The 12,513-nt window shown below is 70.4% G+C and carries 10 protein-coding genes and 1 tRNA gene; 6 read left to right on the forward strand and 5 right to left on the reverse strand.

Annotated features, from left to right (window positions below; genetic code table 11):
- Position 1: 1 nt before the first annotated feature.
- Positions 2-1,243 carry an MFS transporter gene (locus JKJ07_RS18620; RefSeq protein ID WP_202992856.1) on the reverse strand — a complete coding sequence of 414 codons (1,242 nt, stop codon included), beginning with the start codon at positions 1,241-1,243 and terminating at the stop codon, positions 2-4.
- Between the two features lie 212 nt (positions 1,244-1,455).
- Here JKJ07_RS18620 and JKJ07_RS18625 point away from each other — a divergent pair, with 212 nt between their 5' ends.
- Positions 1,456-1,992, forward strand: a complete 537-nt coding sequence (locus JKJ07_RS18625) for a dihydrofolate reductase family protein (protein WP_202992857.1) — start codon at positions 1,456-1,458, stop codon at positions 1,990-1,992.
- Here JKJ07_RS18625 and JKJ07_RS18630 read toward each other — a convergent pair.
- The 3 genes from JKJ07_RS18630 to JKJ07_RS18640 all read right to left on the reverse strand — a co-directional run bounded on the left by JKJ07_RS18630 (position 1,982) and on the right by JKJ07_RS18640 (position 7,499).
- Positions 1,982-4,096, reverse strand: coding sequence for a methyl-accepting chemotaxis protein (locus JKJ07_RS18630; RefSeq protein WP_202992858.1), 2,115 nt, complete (start codon positions 4,094-4,096; stop codon positions 1,982-1,984). The two genes, JKJ07_RS18625 and JKJ07_RS18630, sit on opposite strands and share 11 nt — an antisense overlap.
- A 111-nt stretch (positions 4,097-4,207) precedes the next feature.
- Positions 4,208-6,946 (reverse strand): pyruvate dehydrogenase (acetyl-transferring), homodimeric type, encoded by a 2,739-nt coding sequence (aceE, locus tag JKJ07_RS18635; protein WP_202992859.1) that lies wholly within the window; start codon positions 6,944-6,946, stop codon positions 4,208-4,210.
- A 148-nt stretch (positions 6,947-7,094) separates the two neighbouring features.
- Positions 7,095-7,499, reverse strand: a complete 405-nt coding sequence (locus JKJ07_RS18640; protein WP_202992860.1) for a YjbQ family protein — start codon at positions 7,497-7,499, stop codon at positions 7,095-7,097.
- A gap of 55 nt (positions 7,500-7,554) precedes the next feature.
- On the opposite strand from JKJ07_RS18640, the gene JKJ07_RS18645 reads away from it, so the two are divergent.
- From JKJ07_RS18645 to JKJ07_RS18660, 4 genes are all read left to right on the forward strand, one after another.
- Positions 7,555-9,825, forward strand: coding sequence for a thiamine pyrophosphate-dependent enzyme (locus tag JKJ07_RS18645; protein ID WP_202992861.1), 2,271 nt, complete (start codon positions 7,555-7,557; stop codon positions 9,823-9,825).
- A 99-nt stretch (positions 9,826-9,924) separates the two neighbouring features.
- The gene (locus JKJ07_RS18650) at positions 9,925-10,356 is read left to right on the forward strand and encodes a DUF3052 domain-containing protein (protein WP_202992862.1); all 432 of its coding nucleotides are present in this window, start codon (positions 9,925-9,927) and stop codon (positions 10,354-10,356) included.
- A 62-nt stretch (positions 10,357-10,418) separates the two neighbouring features.
- Positions 10,419-10,877: a peroxiredoxin gene (locus tag JKJ07_RS18655; protein ID WP_202992863.1), complete on the forward strand. Its 459-nt coding sequence runs from the start codon at positions 10,419-10,421 to the stop codon at positions 10,875-10,877.
- Positions 10,878-10,903: 26 nt separating this feature from the next.
- Positions 10,904-10,975 (forward strand) — tRNA-Val (locus JKJ07_RS18660).
- Between the two features lie 316 nt (positions 10,976-11,291).
- On the opposite strand, the gene JKJ07_RS18665 is transcribed toward JKJ07_RS18660, so the two are convergent.
- Positions 11,292-12,032, reverse strand: coding sequence for a UCP032817 domain-containing protein (locus JKJ07_RS18665; RefSeq protein WP_202992864.1), 741 nt, complete (start codon positions 12,030-12,032; stop codon positions 11,292-11,294).
- 159 nt (positions 12,033-12,191) lie between these two features.
- Between JKJ07_RS18665 and JKJ07_RS18670 the strand changes: the two genes are divergently transcribed.
- Positions 12,192-12,500, forward strand: a complete 309-nt coding sequence (locus tag JKJ07_RS18670) for a hypothetical protein (RefSeq protein WP_202992865.1) — start codon at positions 12,192-12,194, stop codon at positions 12,498-12,500.
- Positions 12,501-12,513 lie beyond the last annotated feature (13 nt).

Here is a 12,513-nt window from a genome sequence, read left to right on the forward strand (position 1 = left end):
CCTAGGGGACAGAACGGATTTTCACCACGGCCACGGCCCCGACCAAGCTGACCAGCGCGGTGAGCGCGAACAGCGTGGGGTAACCGCCCAGGCTGGTCACGATCGGGGCGGCCAGCAGCGGGCCGAGCGCCTGCGGGGCGGCGCTGGCGATGTTGATGACGCCGAGATCCTTGGCCCGGTCGGCCTCGTTGGGCAGCACCTGGGTGATCAGCGCGGTGTCGACCGCCAGATAGACCCCGAAGCCCATGCCGAACAGGAACGCCGCGACCAGCGAGATCGACCACGTGGGCCAGATCGCCAGCAGGGTGGCCGCGATCGCGATCAGCACGCCCGACCAGATCACGAAGATCTTGCGGCGGCCGAGCCGGTCGGAGAGCCAGCCGCCGATCATCGCGGTGCTGATCATGCCGACGGTGTAGAGCAGGATCATGTAGAGCAGGCCGGTGTCCGGGTCGTCCAGCCCGACCGCGTCGTCGAGGAAATAGAGCAGGTAGAGCGTGCCGAGCGCGTTGCCCAGCTGCACCAGGAACCGGGTGCCCCAGGCCCACATGTAGTCGGGATGGCCACGCAGGTCGATCTTCCAGTGCGACCGCACCTGGTGGCCCGGCGGCAGCGGATCGTCCTTCGTGAGCAGCGCGAACGGCACCCCCAGGACGACCAGGCCGAGGCCGAGCGCGATGTAACCCGGGCCGATGTCGGTGAACACGGCCGTGACCAGGACGGCCCCGATGACCAGGCCGAGCGCCTGCGGCATGCCGATCCAGCCCGACACCAGGCCGCGCTGGGCCACCGGCACGCGGTCGGGCACGGCGGCGGTCAGCGAGGCCAGCATGATGTTGATCCCGACCGTCACGAAGCACCAGGCCACGATCACGGTCAGCAGATTGCGGGCCTCGGCCAGCACGGCGATCGAGAGCACCGAGAGGATGCAGCCGGCCAGGGTCCAGACATGCCTGCGCCCGTACGGGCGGCCGAAGAGCTTGATCCTCGTACGGTCGGAGAGCGCGCCCGCCAGCGGATTGACGACGATGGCGACGATCGCCCCGATGCCGGTGACGATGCCCAGCCAGAGCTCTTTGCTGTCCGGCGTGATCTCGGCGACCTGCTCGGGCAGCAGCACCTGGATGGGCGTGAAGTACGCCATCCACAGGCCCAGATTGGCGGCGAAGAGCAACCCGATCCACGACCGGCGAACGGGTTCGACCGGCGTGGCGAGGACGGATACTCCGTGGGCGACGGCCATCCGGGCCCTCCTCGTGGGCTCATTTTCCTCGGAGATTAGAGGATCACCGATCTCTCGGGAAGGCCCCATTGCCACCCACGGGGGCAGCTTACGGAAAACTCTCGCCACCGGTCCATACTCCGGAACGCGTTCGAACGAACACTTAACGTGCGTGACCGCGCTGTCACCTCCGGTCCGCTACGGTCGGCCTGGTCTTCGACAAGGGAGTGAGCATGGGCAAGATCGTGGCGGTGGAGTATGTGACCCTCGACGGGGTCTTCGAGGAGCCGTCCTGGAGCGGGCCCTACTTCAACGACGAGCTGAGCGGCTGGCAGGCGGAAAACCTGCGAGAGGCCGACGCGTTGCTGCTGGGCCGCAAGACGTACGAGGGGTTCAAGGCGGCCTGGCCGCAGATGGAGGCCCAGACCGGCGACTTCGGCGTGAAGATGAACTCCATGCCCAAGCATGTGGCGACCACGACGCTGACCGAGCCCGAGTGGAACGCGACGTTCCTGCCGGGCGACGTGGCCGACGCGGTCCGCGAGCTCAAGGCCGGGCCGGCCGCGCTGCTCGTCAACGGCAGCGCCGACCTGGTCAACTACCTCACCCGGCACAACCTGATCGACGAGTACCGCATCATGGTCTTCCCGGTCGTGCAGGGCGAGGGCCGCAAGCTCTGGGCCGAGGGCACCAAGATCGCCCTGACCCTGACCGGCTCGTGGCAGACCAAGACCGGCGTCGACGTGGTGACCTACGTGCCTACACCGTGAACCGATTGACCAGCCCGGTCAGTCTGCGGGCGGTCGCGTTGAGCTCGTCGGCGGCCCGGTGCGACACCGAGACCGAGGCCCGGGTGCCCTCCACGGCGCCGCTGACCACCCCGATGCCCTCGGCGATGTCCCGGCTGCCCGAGGCCACCTCGGAGATGTTGCGGGCCATCTCGGCGGTGGTCGCGGCCTGCTCCTCGACCGCCGCCGCGATCGCCGTCTGATAGTCGTTGACCTGCGCGATCCGGGCCGTGATGGCCTCGATCGCGTCGACCGCCCGGGTGGTGTCGCTCTCGATCGCGGCGACCCGCGCGGTCACGTCCTCGGTGGCCCGCGCGGTCTCCTGGGCCAGCTCCTTGACCTCGTTGGCCACCACGGCGAAGCCCTTGCCGGTCTCGCCGGCCCGGGCCGCCTCGATGGTCGCGTTCAGGGCCAGCAGGTTGGTCTGCTCGGCGATGCTCGCGATCAGCCGCACCACATCGGCGATCTTGGTGGTGGAGTCGCGCAGCTCGCCGATCACGCCGGCCGCCGCCGCGGTCAGGCCCACGCCGTCCCGGCCGGCCTCCGCCGCGTCCTGCGCGTTGGTCGAGATCTCGCGGATCGAGGCGCCCATCTCCTCGGCCCCCGCGGCCACGGTCTGCACGACGGAGGAGACGCTCTCGGCGGCGTGGTTGACCGTGCCCGCCCGGCCCGCCGCGGCCTCGGCCGAGCCGGCCAGCTCGCCGCCGGTCGCGGCCACCTGCCCGGCCGTCGAGGTCACCTCGTGCGAGGCGCCGGTCACCTCGATCATCACCGTGCGCAGCTCGCCGGCCGCGGAGTTCAGCGCGGCCGACGCCGTCGCGATCTCGTCGGCGCCCGTCACCGGCACTGTCACCGTCAGGTCGCGCTCGGCCAGCCGGGACAGTCCGGCGGTCAGGCCGCCCAGGCGTCGCGAGATCCGCCGGGCCAGCAGGCCGGCCACGACGCCGCCGATCAGCGCCAGCAGCAGCGCCGCCACGACCAGCGTCCACAGCATCTCCGTACGCCCGTCGCGGACCGTGTTGACCGGGGCCGCCGCGTCGTTGTCGTAGCCGCCGATCGCGATGGCCCAGGAATACGGCTCGTAGAAGGCGAGCGTGGTGGTGGTCGGCCCGACCGGGCCCCCGGCCGCGCCGGCCAGCTGGTATTTCGTGGTCCAGGTCTGCCCCTCGCTCAGCGTGGGCGCCTTGGTCACGAGCTCCTTGACCCACTCGGTGCCGTTCGCGTCGGTCGAGGTGAGGTCCACGCTGCCGGCCGCGCCCTCGATGTTCGACGTCACGATCTGCCCGGAGTTCGCCGCCGCCGTGCTGAAGACGGTGAGCCAGCCGTTCTGGCCGACCTCGCCCGCCTCGACCGCGGCGGTCAGGTTCTTCAGCGCCTCGGCCTGCGGCACACCGGCGTAGAGGGCGCCGATCACCTGGCCCGACGCGTTCTTGATCGGGTCATAGGCCGAGACGTACGGGGTGCCGACCACCTGGGCCACGCCCCGGTACGGCTTGCCCGCCTTGATCGCGGCCGCGACCGCGTTCGGCTTGCCGTCCGCCCCGACCGCGGGGATGTACGTGCCGATCGCCCGGGCGCCGGTCTTGGCCTTGACGGTCGTGCCCACGCGCAACAGGTCACCGGCGGCGTTCATCCGCTGGAACACGGTGATCGTCGAGCTGGACAGCGACGCGGCGTCGTCGACGAACGGGGTCCGTACGCCGAAAGCGGTGTTCTTGCCGAGCCAGGTGCCGCCGACCGTCAGCCGCGGCAGCCGTACGGAGGTCTTGGCCTGGCTGACCTGGTTGGTGGCCGTCCACGTGGTCGTCTGATCGTCGAGGCGGGCGCCGCCCCGCTGGGCCAGCAGCGACGCGGCCGCGTGCATGCTGACGTTGACGCTGTTCTGCACCTCGTTGCCGACCGACTGCACCAGGGTGGTCACGTCGGACGTGGTGCGGTCGAGGCTGGCGGCGTTCTGGGCCAGCACCTCGCGCTCGGTCCCGGCGGCGAAGTCGCCGCTCTCCCAGGCGCCCACGACCACCAGGACGGCGGCGGTGCCGATCACCCCGCCCAGGCCCAGAGCAAGGAGCTTGTGACTGATCTGCATGCCGCGGCTGCTGCGTCCCACCTAGCCCCTATCGGCCGGGTTAGGGACGGGCTGAGACGCGAAACGCCGGATCCGCCCGTTTCGAGCGGATCCGGCGTGGAGATCAGCGAATCAGCTGTCGCCGCCGGTCTCGCCGACCGGCGCCGCGTTCACGTCGTCGATCGCGTACTTCTTGGCCGCCTCGGCCGGCACGTGCGACGGCACCTTGCCGCTCAGCGCGAGCTGGCGCAGCGTGGCCACGACGACCGACTCGGCGTCGACGTGGAAGTGCCGCCGCAGCGCGTGCCGGGTGTCGCTCATGCCGAAGCCGTCGGTGCCCAGCGAGGTGTACGCGTTCGGCACCCAGCGCGAGATCAGGTCGGGCACGGCCCGCATGAAGTCGCTGACCGCGATGACCGGGCCCTCGGTGCCCTCCAGCTTCTGCTGGATGTAGGGCTTGCGGGGCTGGTCGCCGACGTGCAGCAGGTTGTGCTCCTCGGCCTCGACCGCGTCACGGCGCAGCTCGGTCCACGAGGTGACCGACCAGACGTCGGCGCCGACACCCCAGTCCTGGGCCAGCAGCGTCTGCGCCTTGAGGGCCCAGGCCATGCCCGTGCCCGAGGCCAGCAGCTGCGCCTTCGGGCCGTTGGCCTCGGGCGCCGCGGCGTACCGGTAGATGCCCTTGAGCAGGCCCTCCCGGTCGACGTTCTCGGGCTCGGCGGGCTGCACGGCCGGCTCGTTGTAGACGGTGAGGTAGTAGAAGACGTTCTCCTGCTGCTCGCCGTACATGCGGTGCAGGCCGTCCTCGACAATGTGCGCGATCTCGAACGCGAACGCCGGGTCGTACGCCACCACGGCCGGGTTCGTCGCCGCGATGAGCAGCGAGTGGCCGTCCTCGTGCTGCAGGCCCTCGCCGTTGAGCGTGGTGCGCCCGGCGGTGGCCCCGAGCAGGAAGCCGCGGGTCATCTGGTCGGCCGCCGCCCACAGCTCGTCGGCCGTGCGCTGGAACCCGAACATCGAGTAGAAGATGTAGAGCGGGATCATCGGCTCGTCGTGCGTGGCGTACGACGTGCCGGCGGCGATGAAGCTCGCGGTCGACCCGGCCTCGTTGATCCCCTCGTGCAGGATCTGGCCGTTGGTCGCCTCCTTGTACGACAGGAAGAGCTCGCGGTCGACCGACGTGTAGGTCTGGCCGTGCGGCGAGTAGATCTTCTTGGTCGGGAAGAGCGAGTCCATGCCGAACGTGCGGGCCTCGTCGGGGATGATCGGGACCCAGCGGGCGCCGAACTCCTTGTCCTTCATGAGGTCCTTGAGCAGGCGGACGAACGCCATCGTGGTGGCGATCTTCTGCTTGCCGCTGCCCCGCTTGATGTCGCCGAACTGCTTCGACTCCGGGATCTTGAGCGCCTTGGCCTTGGTGCGCCGGGCCGGGATGGACCCGCCCAGCTCACGGCGGCGCTCGAGCATGTACTGCATCTCGTCGGACTTCTCGCCGGGGTGGAAATACGGCGGGAGGTACGGGTTGTCCTCGAGCTGCTTGTCGCTGATGTCGAGGTAGAGCCGGTCGCGGAAGCCCTTGAGGTCGTCCAGCGTCAGCTTCTTCATCTGGTGCGTGGCGTTGCGGGCCTCGAAGTGCGAGCCCAGCGTCCAGCCCTTGATGGTCTTGGCCAGGATCACGGTCGGCTGGCCGGTGTGCTCGGTGGCCGACTTGTAGGCCGCGTAGAGCTTCTTGTAGTCGTGGCCGCCGCGCTTGAGGTTCCAGACCTCGTCGTCGCTCATGCCCTCGACCAGCTTGCGGGTGCGCGGGTCACGGCCGAAGAAGTTCTCCCGGACGTACGCCCCCGACTCGCCCTTGTAGGTCTGGTAGTCGCCGTCGGGCGTGACGTTCATCAGGTTGACCAGCGCGCCGTCGGTGTCCGCAGCGAGCAGCGGGTCCCACTCGCGGCCCCAGACGACCTTGATGACGTTCCAGCCGGCGCCCCGGAAGAAGGCCTCGAGCTCCTGGATGACCTTGCCATTGCCCCGTACGGGGCCGTCCAGGCGCTGCAGGTTGCAGTTGATCACGAAGGTGAGGTTGTCGAGCTCCTCGCGGGCGGCCAGGCCGATCGCGCCGAGCGACTCCACCTCGTCCATCTCGCCGTCGCCCAGGAACGCCCAGACGTGCTGCTGGCTGGTGTCCTTGATGCCCCGGTTGTGCAGGTAGCGGTTGTAGCGCGCCTGGTAGATCGCGTTCAGCGGGCCGAGACCCATGCTGACCGTCGGGAACTCCCAGAAGTTCGGCATGAGCCGCGGGTGCGGGTACGACGGGAGGCCGCCGCCCGGGTGCGAGAGCTCCTGGCGGAAGCCGTCGAGGTCGTTCTCGCTGAGCCGGCCCTCGAGGAACGCCCGGGCGTACATGCCGGGGGAGGCGTGACCCTGGTAGAAGATGTGGTCGCCGCCGCCCGGGTGGTCCTTGCCCCGGAAGAAGTGGTTCATGCCGACCTCGTAGAGGCTGGCGCTCGACGCGTACGTCGAGATGTGACCGCCCACGCCGATCTCGGGGCGCTGCGCGCGGTGCACCAGCATCGCGGCGTTCCAGCGGATGTACGCCCGGATCCGGCGCTCCACGAACTCGTCGCCGGGGAACCAGGGTTCCTGCTCGGGCGGGATCGTGTTGATGTAGTCCGTGGAGGTCAGGGGCGGGACGCCGACCTGTCGCTCCCGGGCCCGCTCGAGCAGGCGCAACATAACGTAACGGGCTCTCTTGGCGCCGCGTTCGTCGATGACTCCGTCGAGCGACTCGACCCACTCATTGGTTTCTTCGGGGTCGATGTCCGGAAGCTGGCTCGGCAGGCCGTCGCTGATCACCGGGCGCTTGCGCTCCGTGGCCACAGGCATTCCTCTTGGTCGGGTGTCGGAACCGGGCGCCCATTGTGTGAGCCGCTCGGGTATAGCTCCATCCTGCCCCTTCGCCGTGCGCATCGTCACGCCTACCGTGCGGGTACGCGATTCGCGACACACGTACTGAGCAGTAACTTCGTTAGCCTTGTAGAAAGCTGAACCTTACTTGGCGTTCCGGGTTGTCCCCGTTGGTGTCCACAAGACAGATCGACTGCCAGGTGCCCAGCGCTATCCGGCCGCCGATCACGGGCAGCGACGCGTACGGGGGGATCCAGGCCGGCAGCACGTGATCGCGTCCGTGCCCCGTCGAGCCGTGCCGGTGGCGCCACCTGTCCTCGGCCGGCAGGAGCTGGTCGATCGCGGCCAGCAGGTCGTCGTCCGAGCCCGCGCCGGTCTCCAGGATCGCCAGCCCGGCCGTCGCGTGCGGCACGAAGACGTGCAGGAGCCCGTCCCCTTCGGACTCCACGAACCGCTCCGCCTCGCGAGTGATGTCCCGCACCACGGGACGCGAGCCGGTCCGGATCGAGATCACTTCGGTGCGCATGAGCCGAGTCTGCCAGCCCTTGCGCAGGTCCCGCCCGGTGGGCGACTTTCCTCCCATGGCGAGGCTCGCTCATGTCGGTAATGCTGGTCCGGTGACCACCCCGCAGAATCTCGACGAGCGCTTCCGAAACGCTGTGTCGGCCCTGCCTCTCCCGGAGGGCCGTCGCGCACCCGGCGACGCCGTCCGCGACGGAACCACCCTGACCGGCGCCCGTGCCCTCGAGTTGTTCGACGCCCAGCTGGCCAGCCGCCACCTCGACCTCGCGGCCCGCTGGCTGCGCAGCTTCAACGAGGGCTTCTACACCATCGGGTCGTCCGGCCACGAGGGCAACGCCGCCGTGGCCGCGGCGCTGCTGCCGACCGACCCGGCCCTGCTGCACTACCGGTCGGCCGCGTTCTTCAGCGCCCGCGCCAAGAGCCTGCCCGACGCCGCCCGTGACGTGCTGCGCGGCGTGGTCGCCTCGGCCCACGAGCCCATCGCCGGCGGCCGGCACAAGGTCTTCGGCAGCGCCGACCTCAACATCGTCCCGACGACCTCGACCGTGGGCTCCCACCTGCCTCGGGCCGTGGGGCTGGCCTTCGCGCTGGCCCGCCCGGGCGCCGACGGCCGGTGGCCGCGCGACGCGATCGCCGTGGCCTCCTTCGGCGACGCCTCGGCCAACCACGCGGCGGCCACGGCCGCGCTCAACTCGGCCGGCTGGTTCGAGCACACCGGCGTACCACTGCCGTTGCTGCTGATCTGCGAGGACAACGGGCTCGGCATCAGCGTGCCCACGCCCGACGGCTGGCTCGCGGCCATGCTCCGCTCCCGGCCCGGCCTGCGCTATTCGGCGGCCGACGGCTGCGACCTGACCGCCACCTACGACGCGGCGATCGAGGCCGTGGGCTATGTGCGCCGCGAGCGCCGGCCCGCCGTGCTGCACCTGTCGACCGTACGCCTGATGGGTCACGCGGGCGCCGACGCCGAGGTGGCCTATCGGACGGCCGACGAGATCAACCGCGACCTCGAGCGCGACCCGCTGATCGCCACCGCCCGGCTGCTGGTCGAGGCGGGCCTGCTCGGGCCGGAAGAGGTGATCGGCCGCTACGACGAGGTCGGCTGGCAGGTCCGCAAGGTGGCCGAGGAGGTGCTGGGCGAGCCCAAGCTGGCCAACGTGGCCGAGGTCGTGGCGCCGCTGGCCCCGCGCCGGCCGCTGCGCGCCGCCCACAAGATCACCGAGGTCGCCACCCGGGCCCTCGGTCCCGGCGCGGCCGCCCGCTCCCGGGCCTTCGGCGGCAAGCTGCCCGAGCAGACCGGCCCGCTCACGCTCGCACAGACCATCAACGCCACCCTCACCGACGCGCTGGCCTACGAGCCCGGCGCGCTCGTCTTCGGCGAGGACGTGGGCCGCAAGGGCGGCGTCTACGGCGTCACCAAGCACCTGCAGGAGCGCTTCGGCGACGAGCGGGTCTTCGACACCCTGCTCGACGAGACCACGATCCTCGGGCTCGCGCTCGGCGCCGGCCTCGACGGCCTGCTTCCGGTGCCCGAGATCCAATACCTGGCGTACCTGCACAACGCCGAGGACCAGCTGCGGGGCGAGGCGGCCACGATGTCGTTCTTCTCGTCCGGGGCCTATCGCAACCCCATGGTCGTACGGGTCGCCGGGCTCGCCTACCAGCAGGCGTTCGGCGGCCACTTCCACAACGACAACTCGGTCGCAGTGCTGCGCGACATCCCCGGCCTGGTGCTGGCCGTGCCCAGCCGGCCCAGCGACGCCGCGCCCATGCTGCGCTCCTGCCTGGCCTCCGCGGCCTCCGACGGCAGTGTCTGCGTGTTCCTGGAGCCGATCGCGCTCTACCACACGCGCGACCTCTACCAGCAGGGCGACAACGAGTGGCTCGCCCCGTACAGCGGGCCCGGCGCCTGGACCACCGAGCACGTGCCGATCGGCCGCGCCCGCACCTACCCGCTCGGCAACGCCCAGGACCTGACGATCATCACGTACGGGAACGGGCTCCGGATGTCGCTGCGGGTCGCCGCCCAGCTGGCCGAGCAGGGCTACGGATCCCGAGTGGTGGACCTCCGCTGGTTGAATCCGCTTCCCGTCAACGATCTGGTCCGCGAGGCCGGCGCGACCGGCCGGGTGCTGATCGTCGACGAGACCCGGCGCTCCGGCGGCGTCGGCGAAGGCGTGCTCGCGGCCCTGGTGGACGGCGGTTTTGTGGGCGCGGCCAGGCGAATCGCCTCGGCCGATTCACTGATTCCGCTGGGTCCGGCAGCACAGCATGTGCTGGTGGGGGAGGATGCCATCACACAGGGTGCCCGCGCCCTGCTGGCGCGGTAAATTGCCACACACCCGGTGCGCCACTTGCGCCGAGCGCCCTGAGTGTGTGGACTAACCCGCAGGTTTCTACTTGATTTGACGGCTAGGAGGACTTAGACAGTGAGCGCGACCGCTGGTCAGGCCGACGGCGTACGCAGCCTGGCGGACCGGTTCGGCTTCGAGCCGAACATGGTGGTCATGGAGATGGGCTACGACGACGATGTCGACGAGGACCTCCGTGACACCCTGACCGAACGCGTCGGCGAGTTGGTCGACGAAGACACCGATGAAGTCGTGGACGCGGTGCTGCTGTGGTATCGCGACGGAGACGGTGACCTTTTCGAGATCCTCACCGACGCCCTGGGCCCCCTCGCCGACAACGGCGTGGTGTGGCTGCTGACCCCCAAAGCCGGTCGGGACAACCACGTCGAACCGAGCGAGATCAGCGAGTCGGCCCCCACCGCGGGCCTGCAGCAGACCTCGACGGTCAACGCGGGCAAGGACTGGACCGGCGCCCGGTTGGTCTCCCCCAGGGGTGCCAAGAAGAAGTAGCTCGCTGTGCTCCCCGACCGACCGGCGTCCCCTCGGGTGCCGGTCCGGTTAGGGTTGTCCGCATGACTATCCCGGTCGGGGCCACCGCGCCCGAGTTCTCCCTCAAAGACCAGAACAACCAGGATGTCCGCCTGGCCGACTTCCACGGCCGCAAAGCGGTCCTGCTGGTCTTCTACCCGTTCACCTTCACGGGCACCTGCCAGGGCGAGCTCACCGAGATCCGCGACAACCTGCCCGACTACCAGAACGACGCCGTGCAGGTGCTGGCGGTCAGCGTCGACTCCGTCTACGCCCACAAGGTCTGGTCCGTGCAGGAAGGCTTCGACTTCCCCCTGCTGGCCGACTTCTGGCCGCACGGGGCGGTCGCCCAGGCCTACGGCGTCTTCAACGAGGCCGGCGGCATGGCCAACCGCGGCACATACCTCATCGACCGCGACGGCGTGATCCGCTTCGCCGAGATGACCGGCCCCGGCGAGGCCCGCGACCAGAAGGCCTGGCGGGCGGCGCTGACCGACCTTTAGGTAGGATGGCGTCTCCGGTTCACACCGGGCGCGTAGCTCAGTGGGAGAGCACTCGCCTTACAAGCGAGGGGTCGTAGGTTCGAAACCTACCGCGCCCACGAGTCGAGGCGTCGTGTGTCCGCTGAGAAGCGCGGACCTGACCGACTCGTCATGCCTGCTCAGGGGGCCGAGCCCCCTGAAACCCCACGTTACGGTGGGCGCGCTCGGCGGCTTGCTTGCGCTTCGTTTCCCGTACGGCCTTCGGCCGCACGCGGCATGACAACCCTCGCCGCGTGATGCCTGCTCCGGGGCCGAGCCCCCGAAAACCCGACGTTACGGTGGGCGCCCCAGGCGGCCTGCTTGCGCTTCGTTCTCGTACGGCCTCCGGCCGTCGGGTTTGTGGGCGCGCAGCGTGCTGTGGGCTCTCGGTTGTGTCTACTGGCTCCCGCTTCCGCAGCCGGCGCCGCACACGGGGCCGATCTCGCCCTCGCCGGCGTGGGTCGGGCCGCCGAAAGGCGGGCGGCGGCGGATCAGGCGACCGTTGCCCTGCAGATGCATCAGGCAGAGGGTGCCGGGGAGGTCGTGGCAGAGGCCGCGGCCGCCGCAGTCAGCCAAGTAGCGGTAGCCGCCGGGGATGGCGAGCTGCTGGTCTATTCGGAACAGCAGCGGGAGCGCGCCGGGGGCGCAGTTCTCGTCCTGCCGGGCCAGGCGGAACGTCTCGGCCAGGGCCGACGGTGGGACGCCGGGAGGGCCACCGCCGACCTCGGCGCGGGCCCAGCCGGCGGGCCCGGAGGAGGGCGCTCCCAAGTCCACCGCCCCTCCCACGCCGGCGGGCCCTCGTGTGCCTGCGGCGGGACTCGCGGGCAAGGGCGCGGGTGGGGGCAGCACGTGGCCGAAGGCGGTTGTGCAGAACTGGGCGTACTCGGTGGACTGGTCGGCCAGCTCGTGCCAGAGGGTGGCGGTGATCAGGGACGGCATGGTGGTTTTGGCTCGGGGGTGGCGGGCCGCGAGGCGGAACCACTGGCGGGCGGCGGCTTCGACCTGGTCGAGGCCGGATGTGGTGAGGCTGCCGTTCGCGGTGGCCACGCGTTGGCGGGCGGCCGCCGGGAAGCGATATGCGTCTATTGCGGCCAACCGGCTCGCGGTGCGCCGCTTGAGGAGGAACTGCGGGCTCATCGTGCGAGCCTGCGCGGCTGTGTAGGCAAGCGTCATCGGACGTTCGGCGGGCGGGGCTGTCGGATCGAGGACGCAAGGCTCCCCACCTGCGCCGACGCTGCCAGTCTGCGTGGCACCACCACGAATTTCAGCATCCTGCGAGGCGCTCGAGAGGCTCCGATGCCCGACATCTCCCCGGATCTTTTCCGGCGCTGGTATCGCTCCTTCGAGGAGGACACCGACGATCAGGCCGTCTACCGCCCCGGCGACTTCCCGTTCCCGCCCAGCCGGGCGCCGCGGCCCAGCCTGGAGTTCCGGCCGGGCGGCGGCTATCTCGAATACGCCGCGGGGCCGGCCGACCGGGCCGTGCCGAGCCGGGGCAGTTGGGAGGCCGCGGAGGGTGACGGCGTGCGGGTGCGGGCGGGCGCCGGGAGCCGGGTGCTGCGGATCGTCGCGCACGACGCGCAGGTGCTGAAAATCCGTAAATAGCGCGAGAGAAGAG

The sequence above is a fragment of the Paractinoplanes lichenicola genome (assembly GCF_016785085.1).
GTDB lineage: Bacteria > Actinomycetota > Actinomycetes > Mycobacteriales > Micromonosporaceae > Actinoplanes > Actinoplanes lichenicola.